This is a genomic window from Aliiruegeria lutimaris (assembly GCF_900099935.1).
Lineage (GTDB): Bacteria > Pseudomonadota > Alphaproteobacteria > Rhodobacterales > Rhodobacteraceae > Tropicimonas > Tropicimonas lutimaris.
Map to the genome: position 1 here is coordinate 68,179 of NZ_FNEK01000008.1, position 21,535 is coordinate 89,713.

At 63.9% G+C, this 21,535-nt stretch carries 22 protein-coding genes; 13 read left to right on the forward strand and 9 right to left on the reverse strand.

The window, feature by feature from the left end:
• Positions 1 to 71 precede the first annotated feature (71 nt).
• Entirely contained in the window at positions 72 to 1,019 is a 948-nt protein-coding gene (locus BLR85_RS05805; RefSeq protein WP_093151419.1) for an L-threonylcarbamoyladenylate synthase, read from the forward strand.
• Between the two features lie 143 nt (positions 1,020 to 1,162).
• Here the strand turns inward: BLR85_RS05805 and BLR85_RS05810 are convergent, their stop codons facing one another.
• Together BLR85_RS05810 and BLR85_RS05815 are read right to left on the reverse strand one after the other, a co-directional pair.
• The gene (locus BLR85_RS05810) at positions 1,163 to 1,735 is read right to left on the reverse strand and encodes a hypothetical protein (protein ID WP_139188313.1); all 573 of its coding nucleotides are present in this window, start codon (positions 1,733 to 1,735) and stop codon (positions 1,163 to 1,165) included.
• Positions 1,736 to 1,794: 59 nt separating this feature from the next.
• Entirely contained in the window at positions 1,795 to 2,355 is a 561-nt protein-coding gene (locus tag BLR85_RS05815) for a TlpA family protein disulfide reductase (protein ID WP_093151426.1), read from the reverse strand.
• A 25-nt stretch (positions 2,356 to 2,380) separates the two neighbouring features.
• On the opposite strand from BLR85_RS05815, the gene argH reads away from it, so the two are divergent.
• Together argH and BLR85_RS05825 are read left to right on the forward strand one after the other, a co-directional pair.
• Complete coding sequence (argH, locus tag BLR85_RS05820; protein ID WP_093151429.1) at positions 2,381 to 3,781, forward strand: argininosuccinate lyase; 1,401 nt, start codon at positions 2,381 to 2,383, stop codon at positions 3,779 to 3,781.
• The gene (locus BLR85_RS05825; RefSeq protein WP_093151432.1) at positions 3,778 to 4,086 is read left to right on the forward strand and encodes a hypothetical protein; all 309 of its coding nucleotides are present in this window, start codon (positions 3,778 to 3,780) and stop codon (positions 4,084 to 4,086) included. Before argH ends, BLR85_RS05825 begins: the two co-directional genes overlap by 4 nt.
• 204 nt (positions 4,087 to 4,290) lie before the next feature.
• On the opposite strand, the gene BLR85_RS05830 is transcribed toward BLR85_RS05825, so the two are convergent.
• Entirely contained in the window at positions 4,291 to 5,010 is a 720-nt protein-coding gene (locus BLR85_RS05830) for a lysophospholipid acyltransferase family protein (RefSeq protein ID WP_093151435.1), read from the reverse strand.
• A gap of 234 nt (positions 5,011 to 5,244) precedes the next feature.
• Here BLR85_RS05830 and lysA point away from each other — a divergent pair, with 234 nt between their 5' ends.
• The 3 genes from lysA to BLR85_RS05845 all read left to right on the forward strand — a co-directional run bounded on the left by lysA (position 5,245) and on the right by BLR85_RS05845 (position 9,704).
• Positions 5,245 to 6,513 carry a diaminopimelate decarboxylase gene (gene lysA / locus BLR85_RS05835; RefSeq protein ID WP_093151438.1) on the forward strand — a complete coding sequence of 423 codons (1,269 nt, stop codon included), beginning with the start codon at positions 5,245 to 5,247 and terminating at the stop codon, positions 6,511 to 6,513.
• 48 nt (positions 6,514 to 6,561) lie between these two features.
• Positions 6,562 to 9,156 carry a TIGR02302 family protein gene (locus BLR85_RS05840; protein WP_093151442.1) on the forward strand — a complete coding sequence of 865 codons (2,595 nt, stop codon included), beginning with the start codon at positions 6,562 to 6,564 and terminating at the stop codon, positions 9,154 to 9,156.
• Positions 9,157 to 9,248: 92 nt separating this feature from the next.
• Complete coding sequence (locus BLR85_RS05845) at positions 9,249 to 9,704, forward strand: YHS domain-containing (seleno)protein (protein WP_093151445.1); 456 nt, start codon at positions 9,249 to 9,251, stop codon at positions 9,702 to 9,704.
• Positions 9,705 to 9,725: 21 nt separating this feature from the next.
• Here the strand turns inward: BLR85_RS05845 and BLR85_RS05850 are convergent, their stop codons facing one another.
• Entirely contained in the window at positions 9,726 to 10,727 is a 1,002-nt protein-coding gene (locus BLR85_RS05850) for a polyprenyl synthetase family protein (protein ID WP_093151589.1), read from the reverse strand.
• Positions 10,728 to 10,782: 55 nt separating this feature from the next.
• Here BLR85_RS05850 and BLR85_RS05855 point away from each other — a divergent pair, with 55 nt between their 5' ends.
• The 3 genes from BLR85_RS05855 to BLR85_RS05865 all read left to right on the forward strand — a co-directional run bounded on the left by BLR85_RS05855 (position 10,783) and on the right by BLR85_RS05865 (position 12,064).
• A complete protein-coding gene (locus BLR85_RS05855) occupies positions 10,783 to 11,004 on the forward strand; it encodes a putative signal transducing protein (RefSeq protein WP_093151448.1) in 222 nt (73 codons plus the stop codon).
• Position 11,005: 1 nt separating this feature from the next.
• Positions 11,006 to 11,770 (forward strand): tRNA1(Val) (adenine(37)-N6)-methyltransferase, encoded by a 765-nt coding sequence (locus tag BLR85_RS05860; protein ID WP_093151451.1) that lies wholly within the window; start codon positions 11,006 to 11,008, stop codon positions 11,768 to 11,770.
• A gap of 126 nt (positions 11,771 to 11,896) precedes the next feature.
• Positions 11,897 to 12,064: a YdcH family protein gene (locus tag BLR85_RS05865; RefSeq protein WP_093151455.1), complete on the forward strand. Its 168-nt coding sequence runs from the start codon at positions 11,897 to 11,899 to the stop codon at positions 12,062 to 12,064.
• On the opposite strand, the gene yddG is transcribed toward BLR85_RS05865, so the two are convergent.
• The gene (yddG, locus tag BLR85_RS05870; RefSeq protein ID WP_093151459.1) at positions 12,051 to 12,932 is read right to left on the reverse strand and encodes an aromatic amino acid exporter YddG; all 882 of its coding nucleotides are present in this window, start codon (positions 12,930 to 12,932) and stop codon (positions 12,051 to 12,053) included. The genes BLR85_RS05865 and yddG overlap by 14 nt on opposite strands.
• A gap of 147 nt (positions 12,933 to 13,079) precedes the next feature.
• On the opposite strand from yddG, the gene BLR85_RS05875 reads away from it, so the two are divergent.
• The 3 genes from BLR85_RS05875 (at position 13,080) to fcl (ending at position 16,150) form a co-directional block, all read left to right on the forward strand.
• Complete coding sequence (locus tag BLR85_RS05875) at positions 13,080 to 13,850, forward strand: lysozyme family protein (RefSeq protein ID WP_093151462.1); 771 nt, start codon at positions 13,080 to 13,082, stop codon at positions 13,848 to 13,850.
• Between the two features lie 198 nt (positions 13,851 to 14,048).
• Positions 14,049 to 15,173: a GDP-mannose 4,6-dehydratase gene (gene gmd / locus BLR85_RS05880; RefSeq protein ID WP_093151592.1), complete on the forward strand. Its 1,125-nt coding sequence runs from the start codon at positions 14,049 to 14,051 to the stop codon at positions 15,171 to 15,173.
• 5 nt (positions 15,174 to 15,178) lie between these two features.
• On the forward strand, positions 15,179 to 16,150 hold the full coding sequence (fcl, locus tag BLR85_RS05885) for a GDP-L-fucose synthase (protein WP_093151465.1): 972 nt from the start codon (positions 15,179 to 15,181) through the stop codon (positions 16,148 to 16,150).
• Between the two features lie 23 nt (positions 16,151 to 16,173).
• Here fcl and BLR85_RS05890 read toward each other — a convergent pair whose 3' ends face one another.
• Positions 16,174 to 16,653, reverse strand: a complete 480-nt coding sequence (locus BLR85_RS05890) for an RNA pyrophosphohydrolase (protein ID WP_093151469.1) — start codon at positions 16,651 to 16,653, stop codon at positions 16,174 to 16,176.
• Between the two features lie 167 nt (positions 16,654 to 16,820).
• Between BLR85_RS05890 and BLR85_RS05895 the strand changes: the two genes are divergently transcribed.
• Positions 16,821 to 17,336, forward strand: a complete 516-nt coding sequence (locus BLR85_RS05895) for a putative adhesin (protein WP_093151472.1) — start codon at positions 16,821 to 16,823, stop codon at positions 17,334 to 17,336.
• A 111-nt stretch (positions 17,337 to 17,447) separates the two neighbouring features.
• Here BLR85_RS05895 and BLR85_RS05900 read toward each other — a convergent pair whose 3' ends face one another.
• From BLR85_RS05900 to gpmI, 3 genes are read right to left on the reverse strand one after another with little or no spacing between them, the layout of a single operon-like run.
• On the reverse strand, positions 17,448 to 18,788 hold the full coding sequence (locus BLR85_RS05900; protein WP_093151475.1) for a S41 family peptidase: 1,341 nt from the start codon (positions 18,786 to 18,788) through the stop codon (positions 17,448 to 17,450).
• Between the two features lie 7 nt (positions 18,789 to 18,795).
• Positions 18,796 to 19,917, reverse strand: coding sequence for a murein hydrolase activator EnvC family protein (locus BLR85_RS05905; RefSeq protein ID WP_093151478.1), 1,122 nt, complete (start codon positions 19,915 to 19,917; stop codon positions 18,796 to 18,798).
• Positions 19,914 to 21,443 (reverse strand): 2,3-bisphosphoglycerate-independent phosphoglycerate mutase, encoded by a 1,530-nt coding sequence (gpmI, locus tag BLR85_RS05910; protein WP_093151481.1) that lies wholly within the window; start codon positions 21,441 to 21,443, stop codon positions 19,914 to 19,916. Before gpmI ends, BLR85_RS05905 begins: the two co-directional genes overlap by 4 nt.
• Between the last annotated feature and the right edge of the window lie 92 nt (positions 21,444 to 21,535).

The window sequence follows — 21,535 nt, forward strand, 5'->3', positions numbered from 1 at the left end:
CCGTGGCTCAGAATTCAGGTTAGCCGGTGCTGCATTGCGGCACAAAGACGGACGCAGCGTCACGAGATCGTATGAGCAAAGAAACCGAACGTCTCAAGCCCGATCCGGAGGGGATAGCACGTGCTTGCACGCTGCTGGAAGCCGGAGAACTGGTCGCCTTTCCGACGGAAACGGTCTACGGGCTGGGCGCCGATGCTCGGCAGGGCGAAGCGGTGGCACGGATTTTCGACGCCAAGGGGCGACCGCGTTTCAACCCGCTGATCGTGCATGTGGCAGATCTGGAGATGGCACGCCGATACGGTGCGTTCGGCACGGACGCGTTGGCGCTGGCCGACGCGTTCTGGCCCGGGCCGCTGACGCTGGTCGTTCCGATTCGGCCGGAGGCGGGCTTGTCCGAACTGGTGTCTGCCGGTCTGGACACTGTCGGCATCCGGGTGCCGCGCGGCGAGGTGGCCCAGGCGCTGCTGCGCCGGTTCGACGGGCCGGTGGCCGCGCCCTCGGCGAATCTTTCTGGCAAGATCAGCCCTACCCGCGCGGAACATGTGCTGGACGGGCTGGACGGCCGGATCGCGGCGGTGCTCGACGGCGGGCCCGCCGAAGTAGGCGTGGAGTCGACGATCATCGGGTGTTTCGATCATCCCCGCATGCTGCGTCCGGGCGGGCTTCCGGCCGAGATCGCAGAGCAGGCGCTCGGCCGCCCGCTGGCACATGCGCCTGTGGGCGATACGCCGAATGCGCCCGGCCAGTTAAGCTCCCACTACGCGCCCGACGCGGCGGTGCGGCTGGATGCGCGCGCGGCGCATCCGGGGGAGACGCTTATCGGCTTCGGGCCGGGATGCGATGGGGCGGCGCTGAACCTGTCGCGCTCCGCTGACCTCGTGGAGGCCGCTGCGAACCTGTTCCAATATCTGCGGGAGGCCGACAAACTCGGCCAGCCGATCGCTGTCGCCCCGATTCCGCATCACGGTCTCGGGGTTGCGATCAATGACCGGCTGAAACGCGCAGCCCATCCGAGATAATTCCGGGGCGGGGGCGCTCCCGCCCACGACCTGCGCGCTGCCGCGCTTGTCCGCGGTTGGGGGTGGCCGCGCCTGCGGCGCGGTGATCTGGATGGAAACCGGGTCCGGCCGGGAGAAGGCGCCGTGCCAGTGCCGATGATAGCTCAGGTGGCGCTTCGTTTGTCCATGTCCAGAGAGACGTCGTTGGGCTCAGAACCCTGCAGGAGTTCCGAGGCCAGGGACGTTTTCTCCAAACCAAGAAAGCCGAGCGCTTCGGAAAGCGATCCGAACAGACATACGTTCATCCTGTCGCTTTGAGAGCAAACGGTCTCGAATATCCTGGCGATACCGAAAGCCGTCTCATCATCGGCGTAGAGCGCGATTTTGAAAGGACTGTCCTGCGTGCTGTGGCGCTCGATCAGGCGGTCGCGCAGGGCCATGATATCGGCCAGCCCCATCCCCGTCCCGGTCAGGCCACGAAAATCCAACAGGGTCGGGATGCCGTGATAGAACCCGCTCACCAAAGGCCCCTTCGTATACTGCTCCCGGGCGTCCTCCAGAGAGAGGTATCCGTAGAAACGAACATGCTGGAGGTCCGGAGATTGATAGATCACAGAAGAAGCGGTCATGGGCACCAGGGCGTAATGGGCGGTTTCCCGCCGACTACATCCGATCTCGCGTGGAGAGGTAACTACGCCGATAACAGTTCTGCGCCGGTGTTGCCCGAAGGACAGCAATTCCAGCTCCACAGAATTATTTGTTAAGCTTTATTAATGACTTGTTGTCCGGATTCCGGTTATGAGCCTTCGCCTGCGAGCCGATTCAGGATGGCGAGGGCGCTCTCGCTGTCCCAATGCGCGTCCCCGATGAGCCGGCCGACCTCCGCACCTTCCGGATTCACGATCACCGTCACTGGCAGGCCCATCACGCCCATCTGGCGGGCGAGTTGCTGCTGCGGATCGCGGTAGAGAGGAAGGTTGTCCACGCCGATCTCGTCAAAGAATTTCCGGATCGCGGGGACATGGTTGCGCCCCGTGGCAACGGTGACCACTTCGACCGGTTTGCCCTCCATCGCGGTCTGGAGGTTGGCCAGCGTCGGCATTTCCTTGCGGCAGGGGGCACACCAGGTGGCCCAGAAATTCACCACCAGCCAGTTGCCTGCGTGATCGGAGAGGCTCTTGGGCGCATCGGAGAGGTCGACGATCCCGACATCCGGAATCGGGCGCGGCTCCTCGTGCAACACAAGCTTTTTCATGTCGCCTTCGCGCAACGCGGCCACGTCCGCCATGTCGGCCAGCGCCGGATTTGCCAAGAGCGCGAGGCCCGTATAGACCATCGCGGCCAACAAGTTCTTCATAGACTATCCTTTCGGGGTCCAGATCATGACCGATGCCAAACAACAGGCCGCCAACCAGATGTGGGGCGGACGCTTTTCCACCGGGGTCGATGCTATCATGGAGGCGATCAACGCCTCGATCGATTTCGACCGCCGACTGGCCCGACAGGATGTCGAGGGCTCCCGCGCCCACGCCGCGATGCTGGCAGCGCAGGGCATCATCTCGGATATAGACGCGGAGGCCATTCGGGAAGGCCTTCTCACGGTCTTGTCAGAAATCGAAAGCGGCAATTTCGAATTTTCCAAGGCGCTGGAGGACATTCACATGAATGTCGAGGCGCGCTTGAAAGCGCTGATCGGCGAACCAGCCGGGCGTCTGCACACGGCGCGGAGCCGCAACGATCAAGTCGCGACCGATTTCAAGCTTTGGGTGCGGGACCAGTATGATGCCGCGATATCCGGGGTGGAGGCGCTGCAAAAGGCGCTGGTCGGGCAGGCCGAGGCCGGGGCCGACTGGGTCATGCCCGGCTTCACGCACCTGCAGGTGGCGCAGCCGGTGACATGGGGCCACCACATGCTGGCTTATGTCGAGATGCTGGGCCGCGACGCGAGCCGCCTGCGCGATGCGCGCGCGCGGATGAACGAATGTCCCTTGGGGGCGGCTGCGCTGGCAGGCACCTCCTTCCCGATCGACCGCCACATGACGGCGGAAGCGCTCGGCTTCGACCGGCCGGCGGCGAATTCGCTCGACGCGGTGGCGGACCGGGATTTCGCGCTGGAATTCCTCTCCTGCGCCTCGATCTGTGCGATGCATCTGAGCCGGCTGGCCGAAGAGCTGGTGATCTGGTCCTCGGCTCAGTTCCGTTTCGTGACGCTCTCGGACGCCTTCTCTACCGGCTCTTCGATCATGCCGCAGAAGAAGAACCCCGATGCCGCCGAGCTGATCCGGGCCAAGATCGGCCGGATCATGGGCGCAATGGTGGGGCTTTTCACGGTGATGAAGGGGCTGCCGCTGACCTATTCCAAGGACATGCAGGAGGACAAGGAACAGGTTTTCGACGCGGCTGACAGCCTGATGCTGGCGCTGGCGGCGATGACCGGGATGGTGACGGATATGTCCGCCAACCGGGCCGAGCTGGAAGTGGCGGCGGCGAGCGGTTTTTCAACCGCGACCGATCTGGCCGACTGGCTTGTTCGCGAGTTGGGCTTGCCGTTCCGCGATGCGCATCACGTGACCGGTTCGCTGGTTGCCATGGCCGAGGGGCAGGGCTGTGACCTTCCTGAGCTGACACTGGAGCAGATGAAGTCGGTGCATGAGGGCATTACAGAGGGCGTTTTCTCCGTTCTCGGCGTGCAGAACTCGGTTGCCAGCCGCAAATCCTATGGTGGGACCTCGCCTAAGCGGGTGCGCGAGCAGGTTGCGCTTTGGCAGGAGCGTCTTGGGTGAAGGCGGTCGCCGCGATTTTCCTGCTGGTGGTGCTGGCCGGTTGTGCGCCGCCGCGCGCGTATCCAACGGGTGGTGTCGCGGTGAACACTGCCGGAAATACCTCGGCCGTTGCCGGCGTGAATACCGGTCGGGTGGCCGTCGGGGCGAATACGAATGGCGATGTCGGCGTTGCCGTCAACGTCGTGGACCGGCCGAATGTGGACGTGACGGTTGGAACCGGAGGGTCTTCGGTGGCGGTGGGCAATGGGCCGGTTCGTGTCGGGGTCGGCACCGGTGGCAGAAGAGGATTGGCATTATGGTTCTGACTAGATTGGTTGTTGGGCTGGTCCTGCTGGGATTCGTGGCGGGGTGCGGCGCGGATGGAGCGCCTTTGCCGCCCGATGATCGGGAACGACCGCAGTCGGGGATAACCCTCTCTGGCAAGATGCAAGTCGGCGTGGCTAGCGGACCGGACGGCACGCGCACCGTGAGCCGAATCACCAACTGAGCATCGGGCGCGTGGTGGCGGTCTAGTTGATCAGGCCGTCATGTCCCATGAGCAGGTCGGCTTCGAGCGTGAGCGCGTCGAGATCGGCCTGAAGCTTCAGGCGCATCGCTTCGCGGGTCTCGGGATCGATTCTCTTGGGGATCTCCACGTCCCATTTGCGATACATCATCACCCCGCGCCCGCCGGGTTTCGGCAGCATCAGGTCGTCCCAGCTGTTGATGGTGCGGTATTTCTCGACCGAGTTTGTATAGAGCCAGATCGGCGCGCCGGTGAGCCGGGCCCAGTCGATCGGCATCGCCTTGGCGATGCGCTTGGGGCCCTCGGGGCCGTCGATGGCAAATCCGATGGTGGTGCCGGCGCGCATCATGCGCGCGACTTGCAGCGAGGCGCCGGTGTTGTTCTTGCGGTCCTTCATCGGCATCGTGTCGAGGCCGAAATTGCGCATAATCCGGCCAACGATGCGGCCGGGAATGGCGGCGGAGGTGATGACGCAATAGGGCGACCAGGCCGGGTCCCAGCCGCGGGCGGCCATGGCTAGCCGGCCGTGCCAGAGCGCGAAGATGATCGGCTTGCCGCCGGCGACGGCCTCGATCACGTCGTCGCGGCCGTGAAATTCCCAGTCCGTACGCTGATAGACCTTTTCGAGATGGCGCGAGATCAGCCGGGCAGCCGTGCCGGAGACGGCGTCGCTCATGGCCGCCGTTTCGAGCTTCTTGCGGATTTTCTTCTCGATGGACGCCATCAGGCCAGCTCCCCGTTCTCCGGATGATTGTCTGGCAGCGGCAGGCGGTTGCGACAAGGCTTTCGGGCGGCCACCGCCGGCACCTGTTACCAAAATGCGGCGCGTTCCGCGCCACGCCTTCTGCCTCGCCCCTTGCGGGGCTCAGGCGGTGCTGGTGGAGGGGACTGCCGGATTGCCCTGCGCTGCGGCTGTGGTAAGAGCGTCGCTTGACTCAACTGGCCCGGAGTGTGGCGCATGGATCATTTTCTGTATCGCGACGGTGCGCTATTCGCCGAGGACGTGCCGGTCAGCGAGATCGCGGCCAGCGTGGGTACGCCGTTCTACTGCTATTCAACCGCCACGCTGACGCGGCATTTCCGGCTGTTCGACGAGGCGCTGGAGCCGCTCGATCACCTCGTATGTTTCGCGATGAAATCCAATTCCAACCAGGCGATCCTGAAGACACTTGCCGAACTGGGTGCAGGCATGGACGTGGTCTCGGGCGGGGAATATGCGCGGGCGAAGGCGGCGGGCGTGCCGGGCGACAAGATCGTGTTTTCCGGGGTCGGCAAGACCGCGACGGAGATGCGCGCCGCGCTTGAAGGCGGCATCCGGCAGTTCAACGTCGAGAGCGAGCCGGAGATGGAGTTGCTCAACGCTGTGGCGCTTTCCATGGGCGTGGTGGCGCCGGTGGCGATCCGGATCAACCCGGACGTCGATGCCCGCACCCATGCCAAGATCGCGACCGGCAAGTCCGAAAACAAGTTCGGTATTCCGATCGCGCGCGCCAGGAAGGTTTACGCCCGTGCCGCGTCCCTGCCCGGTCTGGAGGTGACGGGGATCGATGTGCATATCGGCTCGCAACTGACCGAGCTGGAGCCGTTCGAGCAGGCCTACAAGAAGGTGGCCGAGCTGACGGAGGCGCTGCGGGACGAGGGGCACGAAATCCGGCGGCTCGATCTGGGCGGCGGGCTTGGCATTCCCTATACGCGCAGCAACGAGGCGCCGCCGCTTCCGAGCGAATATGGCGACTTGATCAAGCGCACGCTCGGCCATCTGGGCTGCGAGGTGGAGATCGAGCCGGGGCGGCTGATCTCCGGCAATGCGGGGATCATGGTCAGTGCGGTGATCTATGTGAAAAACGGCGAAGGGCGGGATTTCCTGATCGTCGACGGGGCGATGAACGATCTCGTGCGCCCCTCCATGTACGATGCTCACCACGATATCATCCCGGTGAAGGAGCCCGAGCCGGGCACTGCACAGGCGCCCATCGATATCGTCGGCCCGGTCTGCGAGAGCGGTGATACCTTTGCGAAACAACGCCATATGCCGCCGCTGGTCTCGGGCGACCTGGTGGCCTTCCGCTCTGCCGGGGCCTATGGCGCGGTGATGTCCTCGGAATACAATTCGCGTCCGCTGATTCCCGAAGTTTTGGTGAACGGGGATCAATTCGCCGTCATCCGGCCACGTCCGACCTTTGACGAAATGATCTCGCGCGATAACATTCCCGAGTGGCTCTTGTAACAAAGCCACCCTCTGGCCTGCGGAGTGCGGGCTGCCGAAAGGATCGGGATGGCCCGGGAAACGGCCCGAAACGAAGCGCTTGAGAGGCTCAACCGCCCGCTGCGCCTGACCCGGTTGGGGATGGCGGCAGAGCGATTCACCCGGTGTTTCTGGCCGGTCTGGTCGATCCTGTTTGCTGTCTTTGCTGTGCTCATGCTCGGCCTGCACGAGACCGCGCCGGTGGAGGCCGTCTGGATCGGGGCGCTTCTGTCGGGCTCCGCGCTGCTGGTTTTCCTGTTTCGTGGGCTGCGCTGGTTCCGCTGGCCGAGCCGTGCGGAAGCCTGGGAACGGCTGGACTCGACGCTGCCGGGGCGCCCGCTTCAGGCGCTCAGCGACGACCAGGCGATAGGTTCGGGTGATGCGGCCTCCGAAGCCGTCTGGGCCGCGCACCTGGAACGTATGGCGGCGCGGGCGGCCAAGGCGCGTCGGGTCGCGCCCGATCTGCGGATTTCTGGCCGCGACCCTTATGCGCTACGCTACGTGGCCCTGACCGCGCTGGTGACGGCGCTTCTTTTCGGCTCTGTCTGGAAGATTTCCACCGTCGGGCAGGCCGTGGCGCCGGGCGCTGGCGGTAGTGTCGCGGCTGGCCCGTCCTGGGAAGGGTGGATCGAGCCGCCCGCCTATACCGGCAAGCCGAGCCTCTATCTCGCCGATATCGCGCCGGGGCCGCTGGACGTGCCGCGCGGTAGTCGCGTGTCGCTGCGCCTTTACGGCGAAGTTGGCGCGCTGTCGGTGGACGAGACGATTTCGGGGCGCGCTGGCAATGAGATCGAGCCGGCGACGGCCGCGGCGCAGGGCTTTGACGTGATGCAAGGCGGGCGGCTGGCGATCAACGGGCCGGGCGGGCGCGAATGGGCGGTGTCCATCGCGCCGGACAGGCCTCCGAGCGTGGAGCCTGATGGCGAGGTCGAACGCGAAGCCAGCGGGCGCATGAGCCAGAAATTCCGCGCGCGCGACGATTACGGCGTGACGGCCGGGCGCGGCGTGATTGCGCTCGACACGGCCGAAGTGGTGCGCCGCTTCGGCCTTGTGGTCGATCCAGATCCCCGCGAGCCGATCGAGATCGATCTGCCGATGACGATCAGCGGCGACCGGAGCGATTTCACCGAGACGCTGGTGGAGGATTTCTCCAAGCATCCCTGGGTTGGGTTGCCCGTCACGCTGACGCTCATGGTCTCCGATGCCTCCGGGCAGGAGGGCAGCTCCGTACCGATGCAGATGGCACTGCCGGGCAAGCGCTTTTTCGATCCGCTGGCGGCGGCGATCATCGAACAGCGGCGGGACCTGCTCTGGTCGCGCAGCAATGGCAAGCGGGTGGCGCAGGTGATCCGGGCCGTGACCCACCGCCCGGACGAGATCATCCGAGATGGCAGCACCTATCTGCCGTTGCGGGTTGCGCTGCGGCGGCTCGAGGCGGGCGTTGCGGCGGCCGGAGGGCTCTCAACGGAGATTCAAGAAGAGATCGCCGAGGCGCTCTGGGACATCGCGGTGAAGCTGGAGGACGGCAATCTCGCGGATGCCGCCGAACGGCTGCGGCGAGCACAGGACCGGCTGGCCGAGGCGATGCGGAATGGCGCGACGAACGAGGAGATTGCGGAGCTGATGGATGAGCTGCGCCAGGCCATGCAGGACTACATGCGCCAGCTCGCGCAGCAGCAGGACCCGAACCAGCAGCCGCAGATGTCGGAGAACACGCAGACGATCACCGGCGACCAGCTGCAGCAGCTTCTCGACCGGCTCCAGCAGTTGATGGAGGAGGGGCGCACCGCCGAGGCGATGCAGCTTCTCGAACAACTCCGCCAGATGATGGAGAACATGCAGGTCACGCAGGGTCAGCAAGGCCAGCAGGGGCAGAACCCGGGCGATCAGGCGATGCAGGGCCTCTCTGAAACCTTGCGCGACCAGCAGGGCCTTTCGGACGAAGCCTTCCGCGACCTTCAGGAGCAGTTCAATCCCGGTCAGCAGCCCCAGACGGGCGAGAGCGGCCAGAACCAGGGCAGCCAGGGCGATATGGGCCAGGGCCGCGATCACGAGGGCCAGCAGGGTCAGGGTCAAGCGCAGGGGCAGCAGGATCCCGAAGGCCAGCCGCGGGCCGGAGAGAATGGGCAGCCCGATGCCCGGACGCTGGCCGAGCGTCAGCGGCAGTTGCAGCGTCGGTTGGACGATCTGCGCCAGAACCTGCCCGGGGCCGGTACCGAGCCGGGCGACGCCGCACGCGAGGCGCTGCGGCGGGGGAGCGATGAAATGGGCCGCGCCGAGGAGTCGCTCGAGAACAACCAGTTGGCGGAAGCGCTCGACAGCCAGGCCCGCGCCATGGAAGCGATCCGCGACGGCATGCGCAGCCTTGGCGAGGCGATGGCGCAGCAACAGCAGAGCGGCCAGGGCCAGCAGACCGGGCAAGCCAACAGCAATAGCCAGCGCGACCCGCTCGGGCGCGAGGCGGGCACCTCCGGCAGCTTCGGCAGCGAGGACAGCCTGTTGCAGGGCGATGACATCTATCGCAAAGCGCGGGATTTGCTCGACGAAATCCGACGCCGGTCCGGGGAGCGGGAGCGGCCGCAACTGGAGCTGGATTACCTGCGGCGGTTGCTGGATCGGTTCTAATCCCATTTCACGACGCTATCACAGTGTGGTGACAGGTGGCCGCAATTTCACGGAAGACTTGGTATGTTCCTCTGCATGGAGGAGGACACCCAATGATGACACGACGCGCCACACTCGCGCTATTTGCCGCCGCGCCCCTAGCCGGCGCTCTGATTCCGCGTGCGGCACTGGCCCGCGAACCCGAGATTTTCCAGAACCCGATTGCAATCAATGGCACGGACCCCGTGGGGTATTTCCAAGAAGGCAAGCCGGTGGCGGGATCACCTGCGCACAAGGCAATGCGGCGAGGGGCGGACTGGCATTTCTCGAATGCCGGGAACGCAGAGGCTTTCTTGGCTGATCCGGAAAGATATACCCCGGTTTTCGGTGGGTACTGCGCCTATGCGGCGTCGCTCGGCTATCTCGCACCGACTATCCCGGAGGCCTGGACGATTCATGACGGAAAGCTCTATCTGAACGCCTCGTTGCGGGCGCGTGAGCTGTGGATGCAGGATATTCCTGGAAATATCGCCGCCGGTCTCAAGAACTGGCCGGGTATTCTTGGCTAGTGAAAGATATGCGGTCTCGCGTTACCGCACCCGCGCGACCACGTAATCGGCCAGATCCGTGAGCATCCCGCGGATGTCGCTCTCCGGTAGCGTCGCGAGCGCGGATTTGGCCCGGTCGGCCCAGACAAGCGCTTGCTGTCGCGTGGCTTCCATCGTGCCGTGATGGGAAATGAGGGCGAGCGCGTGGTCGAGGTCGCCGTCATTCTGGTCACCCTTCTCGATCACACGCCTCCAGAAGGCGCGCTGTTCGGCGTCGGCGGCCGCCACCGCCTTGATCACCGGCATGGTCAGTTTGCGTTCGCGGAAATCGTCGCCGACATTCTTGCCCGTCGCAGAGGAATCTCCACCATAATCCAGCAGGTCATCCACGATCTGGAAACTGATGCCGAGCGCATCGCCATAATCGCGCAGCGCCTGAACCTGCGCCTCCTCGGCGCGGGCGACAACGCCGCCGACCTCGCAGGCCGCGGCAAAGAGCGCGGCGGTCTTGCCGCGGATCACCTGCAGGTAGATCTCCTCGGTGGTCGCCAGGTCCTGCGCCGCCGTCATCTGCAGCACCTCGCCCTCGGCGATCACCGCGGAGGCATTGGCGAGGATGTCCATCACTCGCAGGCTGTCCGTCTCCACCATCAACTGGAAGGAGCGGGCAAAGAGGTAGTCGCCCACCAGCACCGAGGACTTGTTGTCCCAAAGCAGGTTCGCCGTGGGGCGCCCACGCCGCTGTCCGCTTTCGTCGACCACGTCGTCATGCAGCAGCGTGGCCGTGTGGATGAACTCCACCGTTGCGGCCAGCTTGACGTGATTGTCGCCCTCGTAGCCACACATCCGCGCCGCCGCGAGCGTCAGCATTGGCCGCAGCCGCTTGCCGCCGGCCTCGACGAGATGCGCCGTCACTTCCGGAATGCGCGGCGCATGTTCGGACGCCATCCGCGTGCGGATCAGGTCGTTTACGCGCCCCATATCTCCCGCCAGAACGGCGGCGAGGCGGTCATGTGGTTTCTGGCTGGCGTCGTCCAGGCTCATCACGGTCTCGTAACCCTGCTCGACAAGGCGGTGGGCCTTCTCGTAAGTCTGCTGCATGAAAGAGGTTCTGCGCACAAACGACCCCACCGTGATCGCCTTCGCGAAATCCCTCTTGGATGGCGAGGATATAGACTGCTTCGAAATGGACGTCCATATGAGCGTCCTCGAAGGTTCGATCGGGATCCTGCCACGCCGCCTGATGGTGCGCGACGAGGACCTGTTCCTCGCCCGCGCGGCCTTGCGGGACAATGATATCCACGTAACGGAGGACAGGTGAGGTGACCGACCCGGCTCTCCGGCGTGACGACTACCTCGGCGGACGCCTTTCGTTATGGCAACCGGCCAAGGGGTACCGCGCGGGGATCGATCCGGTGTTGCTGGCCTCCGCCTGTCCCGCGAAGCCGGGACAGAGCGTGCTTGAGCTTGGCTGCGGCGTCGGAACCGCCGCGCTCTGCCTGGCGACGCGCGTTCCCGACCTCGTTCTCGTGGGAGTCGAACGTCAGCCCGAGATGGCTTCTCTCGCCCGGCGAAACGCCGCCGAATGTGGCGCGCACCTGGAAATTGTCGAGGCAGACCTCACGCAACTGCCGCCGGAGCTTCGCCAACGTAGTTTCGATCACGTGATCGCCAACCCGCCCTATTTCCAGCGCGACCGCTCGCACAGCTCGCCCCACGGCGCGCGCGAAGCTGCCATGGGCGAGGAAACCGCGCTGGCCGACTGGGTTGCCGTGGCTGCCCGGCGGCTTGCGCCCAAGGGCTGGCTGACCATGATCCACCGACCGGAGCGACTTGGCGATATCCTTTGCTGTCTCGCGGGGCTTGGCTCGGTCCAGATCCAGCCGTTGTTGCCACGGGAAGGCCGGGACGCGAACCTGATTCTCCTGCGGGCACGCAAGGGCGGCAAGGCACCGCTACGGCTGCATGCGCCGGTCATCCTCCACCAGGGACGGATGCATGAATTCGACGGGGAGGATTATCGGCCGGAGATTTCACGCCTGTTGCGCGATGGCGCCCCATTTCCCGGCCTTGGCGCGGCTATATAGGTAATTTTGGGAATGTTTTACAGGGCGGATGTAAAATATTCATCAGCGAGGTCGGTTCGACGTGACAACACCGAAAAATCGTGGTGCACTTGAGTCGTACACAGACCTTGAGAGGAGAAGTAGGCCATGTCCGAGTCCGCCCGCGTTGAAGAGCTCCGCAAGAAGCACGCCTCGCTTTCGGCTAAAGTGGAAGAGATTCAAGCTGCCCCCGGCTCCGACGACCTCGAGATTGTAGAACTCAAGAAGCAGAAACTTCGAATAAAAGAGGAAATCACGCGTCTTACGACCGCGTAACGTTTCGGGGGCGGGTGCTGGCCCAAGCAGCCAGCGCAGCGCCCCCGGTAATAAGCGCCGCCGCCAGCAAGAGCTTGGGCGTCGGCGCCGCCAGACCGGCGAGAATGAGCGCCAGGGTCGACAGCAATGGCGCCGCGTAGCTTGCTACACCCAGAAGCTGGATATCTCCCTGCTTCACCCCGATATCCCAGACATAGAATGCCAGTCCGACCGGCCCCAGCCCGAGCGCCATGACGCTTGCCCAGCCGAGTACCGTCGCGGGCAACACGGTTTGTTCCATGGCGAAATGGGCGAGCGCGGAGAGGGCCGCCGTTGCGAGGCAAAAGATCGCCACCGTTTCGGTCGGCGCATGCCCGAGACGGCGAGAAATGACCGAGTAGCCTGACCAGAAGAACGCGCAGGCGAGTGCCAGCGCGTAGCCGGCCCAGGCGTTGCCGCCGAAGCTCTGCCCGTCGCCCAGGATGATGAGCGCGGCGCCGGCAAAGCCGAGAGCCCCTCCCGCGAGGTGGCCGGCTCTGAGCCGTTCCCCCGGCAGAAGTCCGGACATCAGCACGATCAGTAGCGGCCAGAGATAGGCAATAAGGCTGGCCTGTGCGGGGGGCGCGAGGCGCAGTGCCGAGAAATAGAAGAAATGGTAGCCGAACAGGCCGACCGTGCCGAAAGCATAGATTTTCCAGCTAATTCCGCGCAGGCGATGGGCGCCCCCGCCGACGATTGTCCAGATGATTCCGATTGCGCCGCCAATGGCGAAGCTCATTGCGGTCAATTGCAATGGCGGCACCGGGACGCTGCCGACGGTGAACAGTGCCAGCAGAGCCCAGAGGAGGACGGCGACGAAGCCGATGGCGGTTGCGCGCGAACGTGTCATGGCGAGCGATGTGTTCGAAGCGCGCGATAGTGTCAATCTTAGACATTTCCTTCGGTTCAAATCCGGCCTTGGGGAGCCTTGGAAAGGAAATCTGAACCGGTATTGCCGACATTTCCGGCAATGCGGTGCTCTCAGAACGAGGCGTGAATGTTCCCTGTTGCCCTAATCCCCGCTTTGGCGCTTGTGCTGGCTTTCTGCGTTCCGCAAGGCGTATTGGCCGAGGCGATGCCCAGACAGCGCGCGGGATCGGTCTTCGGCGGGGCGGGCGCCATTGTTCCGGTCGTCCATCGGCAAGCTTCCGGCAATGCGGGCCAGAACGCCGCGTCCCTGTTTTCCGGGCGCGATGGAACCAGCTTGTTCGCATTGGTACCAAAACCCGCGGGAAGCCCGGTGGCGCGCGGGTTGGTCGTACCCCTGGGCGGCTGGGACGCGCTGCGGAAATCATCGGCAGGCAAGGTTCTGCAGCTGATTGCCCAGGCGGAGGCCGGGGCCGCAGGTTATGACGCTGTCCAACTCGCCGCCAAGATCCGCCCGCCACGGCGTCCGACCCGGATGACGATCGGAGAAATCTATGCCTGGATCGAGCAGACCCCTGGCCAGCAACACGCGATCGGCCGCTACCAGTTCATTCCCAAGACGCTCCGTCGGCTGGTCCGCGAATTGGGTGTCGGAGAGGACAAGCTGTTCTCACCGAACCTGCAGGATGCCCTTGCCATGAAGCTTCTGGAGGAGGCCGGTTTTGGCGAGTTCCAGCAAAGCGAGATCTCCCGGCACCAGTTCATGAACAATCTTGCCCGGATCTGGGCCGGCCTGCCGACCTCGTCGGGCAAGTCGCATTACCACGGGCTTTCCGGAAACCGGGCCACGATGAGCTGGGCACGTTTCGACGCCCAGATGGCGAAGATCTTTCCAGGATGAAATTTGGGAAGGGCGGGGCACTTGCCGCCCGTTGTCGCGACCAGGCAATCCCCGGTTGGACAGGGTCTACTTTCGTTCAGGGGCAAGGAATGCCTTGCCGAATGGAGATGGGTCAGGTTTGAAGGAGACATTGCGGATGCCGCCAGTTCCAAACCTGCCGGCATCGCTTTGAAATGAATGACGAGGACGATGGTTGATATGGCGCGGAAGGCTCTCATTACCGGCGTAACGGGGCAGGATGGCTCTTACCTGGCAGAATTCCTTCTGGAGAAAGGCTACGAGGTTCATGGCATCAAGCGGCGGGCCTCGCTCTTCAACACCCAGCGGGTCGATCACATCTACCAGGATCCGCATGTCAACAATGCGAATTTCATCCTGCATTACGGGGATCTGACCGACACCTCAAACCTGACCCGGATCATTTCGGAGGTTAAGCCCGACGAGATCTACAATCTCGGGGCGCAAAGCCATGTGGCGGTGAGCTTCGAGGCGCCCGAATATACCGCCGATGTTGACGCCATCGGCACGTTGCGCCTGCTGGAAGCGATCCGCTTCCTCGGGCTGGAGAAGAAGACGCGTTTCTACCAGGCTTCGACCTCGGAGCTCTACGGCCTCGTGCAGGAGACGCCGCAGCGCGAGACGACGCCCTTCTATCCGCGCTCGCCCTACGCGGTGGCCAAGATGTATGCCTACTGGATCACGGTGAACTACCGCGAGGCCTACGGGATGTATGCCTGCAACGGGATCCTGTTCAACCACGAGTCCCCGCGCCGTGGCGAGACCTTCGTGACGCGCAAGATCACCCGCGGGCTGGCCAATATCGCTCAGGGGCTGGAGGATTGCCTCTACATGGGCAATATCGACGCGCTGCGCGACTGGGGCCATGCCAAGGATTATGTCCGTATGCAGTGGATGATGCTGCAGCAGGAGGCGCCGGAGGATTTCGTCATCGCCACGGGGCGGCAATTCTCGGTGCGGGATTTCATCATCTGGACCGCGCGCGGACTGGGGCTCGAAATCCGTTTCGAAGGCGAGGGCGTTGACGAGATCGGCATCGTCGCTTCCGTCACCGGAGAAGACGCGCCATCGGTGAAGTCCGGGGAAATCATCCTGCGGATCGACCCGCGCTACTTCCGCCCCGCTGAGGTGGAGACGCTGCTGGGCGATCCGGCCAAAGCCAAGGAAAAGCTCGGCTGGGTACCCGAGATCACGGCGCAGGAAATGTGTGCGGAAATGGTCGCGGAAGACCTGCAAACCGCGAAGCGCCACGCGCTGCTCAAGGCGCATGGCTATGACCTGCCGATGAGTCTGGAAAACGGATAGGCACGATGAAGATCTATGTGGCAGGCCATCGCGGCATGGTTGGCGGAGCTATCCTTCGCCGGCTGGAGGCGCGCCAGCAAGCAGGCGAAGCATTGGAGATTGTCACCCGCAGTTCATCCGAACTGGACCTGACCGACCAAGCGGCCGTGCGCGACTTCCTGCAGGCCGAGCGCCCCGACCAGGTCGTGCTGGCAGCGGCCCGCGTGGGTGGGATTCTCGCCAACAACACCTATCCGGCGAATTTCATCTACGAGAACCTGATGATCGAGTGCAACGTGATCCATCAGGCCTTTCAGGCGGGCGTGCGAAAGCTGCTGCAACTCGGATCGAGCTGTATCTACCCGCGCGCCGTGCCGCAGCCGATGCGCGAGGATGCGCTTCTGACCGGCACGCTTGAGCCCACCAACGAACCCTATGCCATCGCCAAGATCGCCGGCATCAAGCTCTGCGAGAGCTACAACCGCCAGCATGGCACCGATTACCGATCGGTCATGCCGACCAACCTTTACGGGCCGGGCGACAATTTCCACCCCGAAAACAGCCACGTGATGCCGGCGCTGATGCGGCGCTTCCACGAAGCCGCGCAGCGCGGCGACAAGGAGGTGGTCGTCTGGGGCTCGGGAACACCGATGCGGGAGTTCCTGCATGTCGACGACATGGCCGAGGCCTCGCTCTACGTGCTCGATCTCGATGCGGAAACGTACCAGCGAGAGACCCAGCCGATGCTGAGCCATATCAATGTCGGCTCTGGCACCGATGTCACCATCCGGCGGCTTGCGGAGCTTGTGGCGGAGGCGACGGGGTTTCAGGGCGAACTGGTCTTCGATGCCAGCAAGCCGGACGGAACCATGCGAAAGCTCATGGATGTCAGCCGCCTCGAACGGCTCGGCTGGAAAGCCTCCATACCGCTCGATGAAGGTATTCGCGATACCTACGCCTGGTTCTTGGAACATCAGGACAGCTTCCGCGCGAAGTAACCCGGCGAAAGCTTCTGCGCCGCCTAGAGATGCTTCGCGAAGGCCTTCAGGACCTGCTCATAGACGCCGCGCTTGAACGGGACGATATTTTCGACCAACTCTTCGGCCGGAAGCCAGCGCCATTCGGAAAACTCCGGATGGTCGGTTTCAATCTGCACCTGTTCGTCTGTCCCCAGGAAGCGCAGCAGCATCCATTTCTGCTCCTGCCCACGATACTTGCCCTTCCAGACCTTGCCGAGCAGATGATCGGGCAGGTCATAACGCACCCAATCTTCGGTTTCGGCGACGACCTCGACCAAATCCTCGGTTACCCCGGTTTCCTCCCACAATTCGCGCAAGGCAGCCTCGCGCCAACCCTCGCCCTTGTCGATGCCGCCTTGCGGCATCTGCCAGGCAGGCACATCGCTGTCGAGCCGCTGGCCGACAAAGACATGGTTCTGCGCATTGATCAGCATGACGCCGACACAGGGGCGATACGGGAGTTTGGACGGGTCCTTGGTCATGGCGGCTTTATCCAGACGGAGGCGCCGACAGGCAAGCGGAGACTTGGGGAGAAGCGGCAGGCGGCAGAGGGTGTTGCGCGCGAAAATCGGCGGGGTTCCCGCTTCCGGGCTTTACCCGAGGGAAGTTTCGTGCGGAGATAGTTGGATTAACCAAAAGGGGGGTCTGCATGCCTGTAATTTCTGATGATGGAATCTCGATATCGAGAACGGATGGCGCGCGGCAGCTCGTGATTCTGTCGCATGGCGGATGGAAGGCTAAGGGCCAGTTCAAGACCTGGTCCGGCGACGGCTGGCTGACGCCGCCCGCGGGGACGGTCATCCATTTCTACACGGTCGACAACCAGTTCACGATTGGCAACCGTGTCTTTACGGAGGTCTTCGCAGATCCGGATGCCGCCTATGACGGGACGTTGGATCCCGGCCGCTTCCCGCACCAGCAGCAGATCATGGGCGGCCAGGGCTGCAAGGATTATGCGCTCTATATCGATGACCGCCCCGCTGCCGGAAATTTCTGGCGCAATCACACGTCACAGACGGCGCCCGATTACGATCCGGATGTCGATCTGGCGACGATCACCGTGGATGGTCACAAGCGCCATTTCTCGAAAGTGATCGCGCTCGCGGCCGCCAATGGCATCAATTACGACCGCATCCACTGCGCATTCTGCCGGGTAAATCGCTGACCCGCATTTGAAAAACCCGGCACGATCGCCAGAGGAGTTTACAAAAAAAGGACCCGCGCAATGCGCGGGTCCACCTGTCTTTGACGGCAGCCTGGAGCTGCTTTTTTGAACTTACTTGGCCGGGTCGAGAGCCGAGAGGCCCTTAAGGATGTCGATGGCATAGGCCAGCTGGTAATCCTCCTGGCGCAAAGCGGCGGCGTCCTCGGCCTTCTGGCGCTCTTCCTCGATCTGGCGGCGCTCGTCTTCCGTCAGGCTGTCATTGTCGAGGCTGCCGCGCAGGTCCGCCTCGGAGCGGGAGAATCGATCGTTCTCTTCCTCATCTTCCTTCTCCGCATTTGGGTCGCGGCGCGGTTGCTCGACGATGATATCGGGCGAGACGCCGAGCGCCTGGATCGACCGGCCCGACGGCGTGTAGTACCGTGCCGTGGTCAGCCGCATCGCCCCGTCGCCCTTGAGCGGCATGACGGTCTGCACCGAGCCCTTGCCGAAGCTCTTGGTGCCGATAACGATGGCGCGGCGATGGTCCTGAAGCGCGCCGGCAACGATCTCGGAAGCCGAGGCGGAGCCACCATTGATCAGGATCACGATCGGCTTGCCCTCCGCCAGGTCGCCTTCGGCGGCATTGTAGCGATCGCCATCCTGAGGGTCGCGCCCGCGGGTGGAAACGATCTCGCCCTTGTCGAGGAAAGCGTCGGAGACCTTGATCGCCTGTGTCAGCAGCCCGCCGGGGTTGTTGCGCAGGTCGAGCACGAACCCGTTGACCTTGTCCATGCCACCGAGCTCCTCGACAGCCTCCTTCAGGCCGTCCTCAAGATTGGGATAGGTCTGGTCGTTGAAGGTGGTCACGCGCAAGACGACCGTATCACCCTGGGTGCGGGTGCGCACGGCGGTGAGCTTGATCGTGTCGCGGACGATGGTGACATCGAACGGCTCGTCCGCGCCTTCGCGCACGACGGTGATGACGATCTCGGAGCCGACCGGGCCGCGCATCAGGTCCACTGCCTCATCCAGCGTCAGGCCGAGAACGCTCTCGCCATCGACATGGGTGATGAAATCGCCCGCTTCGATCCCCGCCTCGTCGGCGGGCGTGTCGTCGATGGGCGAGACGACCTTCACGAAGCCCTCTTCCTGCGTCACCTCGATCCCGAGGCCGCCGAAGGAGCCGCGGGTCTGCACCCGCATGTCGTCGGCATCGTCCGGCGAGAGGTAGCTCGAATGCGGATCGAGCGAGATCAGCATGCCGTTGATCGCGGCCTCGATCAGTTCCTTCTCGTCGACTTCCTCGACATATTGCGCACGGATACGCTCGAAGATGTCCCCGAACAGGTCCAGCTGTTCATAGATCGAGCTGTTCTTCTCTGCTTCCTGGGCGAGTAGCGGGCCCGCGACCTGGGTGGTCAGCACCCCGCCGGCCACGATGCCGCCAATCGCGGCCATGACGAACTTCTTCATGCGGTCTTCAATCTCCCTTGGTCGGGGCAAACCATTCTGCCGGATCCACCGGAAGCTCGCCCTGTCTCAATTCCATATAAAGCGTTTCGCTCCGCTCAGTGCCACCACCAACTTGGTTTCCGGCGAGAAACTCTTCATCGGCGGCACCACCCATAAGGCCAAGGGCGTCTCCGGCCTGAACGACTCCACCGGGGCTACCATAGACAATTCCCATGCCGGCTAGCACCAGCAGAATCTCATCCGCGGGCTCAAGGATGATCACGTTTCCGTAGTCTAGCAGCGGACCGACATAGCGGATCGTACCGTCCCAGGGGGCGGTGACGAGCGCACCGGGGCGTGTGGCCAGCAGAAGGCCGGGGCGCGCGACGCCCGCGGCGTCGGCCTCGTTGAACCCGCGCAGAAGGACGGATTGCACCGGCAGGGGCAGAGTGCCTTTCTGTTCCTCGAAACCGGTGACATCGGCAATGCCGGGACCGATCTGTTTCAGGCCGGTGGCAAAGTCATCCAGCGACTCGGCGGTCTGGGTCAGTTGCCGCATCCGCTCCGGGTCCGCGGTGAAGCGCATCGGCAGGTCCGTGCGATCGGCCATGGCCTGGGAAAGGGCTGTTCGGGCGTCCTGTGCGCCCCGCATGCCCGCCATAAGCGAGTCACTGGCGCTCTCCTGCAAGGCGCGCAACACGGCGAGTTTCTGCAACTCCGTGCGCAACGCATCGGCTTCGGCCATGAGTTCCGGGGTGATCTCGCTCATCATCATCCCGGAACGCGCCGTGCCGAGCGGGCCGGAAGGGTGCAACAGCAGAAGCGGCGCCGGGGAGCGTTCTATCGCGGTGAGCGCGCCCAGCAGGCGGGCGACGTCTTCCTCTCGCGCGGCGAGCACCGTAGTCTGCACGCGTTCCTCGCTTGCGGCCTGGCGCATGCCGGCCCTGAGCGCCGAGAGGCCCTCCTCGTAGGCCTGAACCGTTGCGGTGAGCGCACGGACCCTGTCGCGGGCGCCCTCGGCCGCTTCGAGCGAACGGGCAGCGTCCGTCAACTGGGACGCCGCCCGTTCGGCGAGGTCTGACAGATCTGTCTGGGCGCTTGCCGCACCGGCAAGCATCAGCGATGCGGCGAGCAGACAGATCTTCCTCATTTCTCGATCAGGCTCACACCGGTCATCTCGGCGGGCTGCGCAAGACCCATCAGTTCGAGGATCGACGGCGCCACATCGGCCAGCCGGCCGTCATGCAGCTTCGCGCCCTCGGGGCCGTTGAACAGGATCACCGGGACGAGGTTCGTGGTGTGGGCGGTGTGCGGGCCGCCATCCTCGGCGAACATGGTCTCGCAGTTGCCATGGTCGGCAATCACGATCATCGCGCCGCCAACCTTTTCCAGCGCTTTCGTCACGGCGGTCAGGCCGGCATCGACGGCTTCGCAGGCGGCCTTGGCGGCTTCGAGCGAGCCGGTATGGCCGACCATGTCCGGGTTTGCATAGTTAGTCACGATCAGGTCGTACCCCTTCTCGATCGCCTCGACGAATTTCGCCGTCACCTCGGGGGCCGACATTTCCGGCTGCAGGTCATAGGTGGCGACCTTGGGCGATTTCGGCATGAAGCGGTCCTCGCCCGGATAGGGCGTCTCGACGCCACCGTTGAGGAAGAAGGTCACGTGGGGATATTTTTCGGTCTCGGCGAGACGGAACTGCGTCTTGCCCTGTTTGGAGACCCATTCGCCCAGCGTGTTGATGATCTCCTGCGAGGGGAAGATCACGTCCATGTATTCGTTGTGCTGGTCGGAATACTCCACGATGCCACAGATCGCGCCCCATGCGGGCCGGGCGGAGGCGTCGAATTCGGCAAAGTCCGGATCGGCCAGCGCGGCGAGGATCTCGCGGGCACGGTCGGCGCGGAAGTTCAGGAACAGCAGGCCGTCGCCATCCTTGGGCTGGACGTAACCCGCGATCTTGGTGGCGCCGATGAACTCGTCCGTTTCGCCGCGTTCATAGGCAGCTTTGCAGGCTGCCGCACCGGTTTCGGCTTCGAACTCGGCTTTCCCCGAGACGAAGAGGTCGAAGCCCTTCTGCACCCGCTCCCAGCGGTTGTCGCGGTCCATGGCCCAGTAGCGGCCAACGACGCCACCGACCTTCGCGCCCTCGGGCAGGTCGGCTTCGAATTTCGCCACCTGTCCGGCGCCCGATTTCGGCGCCACGTCGCGGCCATCGGTCAGCGCGATGATCTGTACCGGAACGCCGGCCTCGGCGATCACGCGGGCGGCTTCCACGATATGGTCCTGGTGCGAGTGCACACCGCCTGGCGAGACGAGGCCGCTCAGATGCGCGGTGCCACCGGTTTGCTTGAGCTTGGCGATAAAGCCCTGCAGGGCTTCCTTCTTGGCGAAGGAGCCATCCTCGATGGAGAGGTCGATCTGGCCGAGATCCATGGCGACGACGCGGCCCGCGCCGATATTGGTGTGACCGACTTCCGAGTTGCCCATCTGGCCGGTCGGCAAGCCGACATCGTTGCCGAAGGTGATCAGCGTTGCAGTTGGGCAGCTCGACATCATCTTGTCGAAGGTGGGGGTGTTGGCGAGGACCGGCGAGTTGCCCTCTTCTTCCGGCGGCTTGGTGCCAATGCCCCAGCCATCGAGGATGCACAGAACGACAGGTTTGGGAATGCTCATCGGGAGGTCTCCTTGGTTGCCGCTTTCCTAGTGCTGTTAGCGCATGAATGGAACAGATAGAGCGCCGCAGAGCGGGCAATTCGATGTTTCGT

What these genes read in the sequence shown, in the direction of transcription:
- yddG (WP_093151459.1), bottom strand. Translation starts at nt 12,932, where the DNA reads ATGACACGTTCGCGCGCAACCGCCATCGGCTTCGTCGCCGTCCTCCTC.
- fcl (WP_093151465.1), top strand. Translation starts at nt 15,179, where the DNA reads ATGAAGATCTATGTGGCAGGCCATCGCGGCATGGTTGGCGGAGCTATC.
- BLR85_RS05890 (WP_093151469.1), bottom strand. Translation starts at nt 16,653, where the DNA reads ATGACCAAGGACCCGTCCAAACTCCCGTATCGCCCCTGTGTCGGCGTC.
- BLR85_RS05840 (WP_093151442.1), top strand. Translation starts at nt 6,562, where the DNA reads ATGGCCCGGGAAACGGCCCGAAACGAAGCGCTTGAGAGGCTCAACCGC.
- argH (WP_093151429.1), top strand. Translation starts at nt 2,381, where the DNA reads ATGACCGATGCCAAACAACAGGCCGCCAACCAGATGTGGGGCGGACGC.
- BLR85_RS05905 (WP_093151478.1), bottom strand. Translation starts at nt 19,917, where the DNA reads ATGAGGAAGATCTGTCTGCTCGCCGCATCGCTGATGCTTGCCGGTGCG.
- BLR85_RS05830 (WP_093151435.1), bottom strand. Translation starts at nt 5,010, where the DNA reads ATGGCGTCCATCGAGAAGAAAATCCGCAAGAAGCTCGAAACGGCGGCC.
- BLR85_RS05850 (WP_093151589.1), bottom strand. Translation starts at nt 10,727, where the DNA reads ATGAGCCTGGACGACGCCAGCCAGAAACCACATGACCGCCTCGCCGCC.
- BLR85_RS05845 (WP_093151445.1), top strand. Translation starts at nt 9,249, where the DNA reads ATGATGACACGACGCGCCACACTCGCGCTATTTGCCGCCGCGCCCCTA.
- BLR85_RS05895 (WP_093151472.1), top strand. Translation starts at nt 16,821, where the DNA reads ATGCCTGTAATTTCTGATGATGGAATCTCGATATCGAGAACGGATGGC.
- BLR85_RS05855 (WP_093151448.1), top strand. Translation starts at nt 10,783, where the DNA reads ATGAAAGAGGTTCTGCGCACAAACGACCCCACCGTGATCGCCTTCGCG.
- gpmI (WP_093151481.1), bottom strand. Translation starts at nt 21,443, where the DNA reads ATGAGCATTCCCAAACCTGTCGTTCTGTGCATCCTCGATGGCTGGGGC.
- lysA (WP_093151438.1), top strand. Translation starts at nt 5,245, where the DNA reads ATGGATCATTTTCTGTATCGCGACGGTGCGCTATTCGCCGAGGACGTG.
- BLR85_RS05865 (WP_093151455.1), top strand. Translation starts at nt 11,897, where the DNA reads ATGTCCGAGTCCGCCCGCGTTGAAGAGCTCCGCAAGAAGCACGCCTCG.
- BLR85_RS05815 (WP_093151426.1), bottom strand. Translation starts at nt 2,355, where the DNA reads ATGAAGAACTTGTTGGCCGCGATGGTCTATACGGGCCTCGCGCTCTTG.
- BLR85_RS05875 (WP_093151462.1), top strand. Translation starts at nt 13,080, where the DNA reads ATGTTCCCTGTTGCCCTAATCCCCGCTTTGGCGCTTGTGCTGGCTTTC.
- BLR85_RS05805 (WP_093151419.1), top strand. Translation starts at nt 72, where the DNA reads ATGAGCAAAGAAACCGAACGTCTCAAGCCCGATCCGGAGGGGATAGCA.
- BLR85_RS05900 (WP_093151475.1), bottom strand. Translation starts at nt 18,788, where the DNA reads ATGAAGAAGTTCGTCATGGCCGCGATTGGCGGCATCGTGGCCGGCGGG.
- gmd (WP_093151592.1), top strand. Translation starts at nt 14,049, where the DNA reads ATGGCGCGGAAGGCTCTCATTACCGGCGTAACGGGGCAGGATGGCTCT.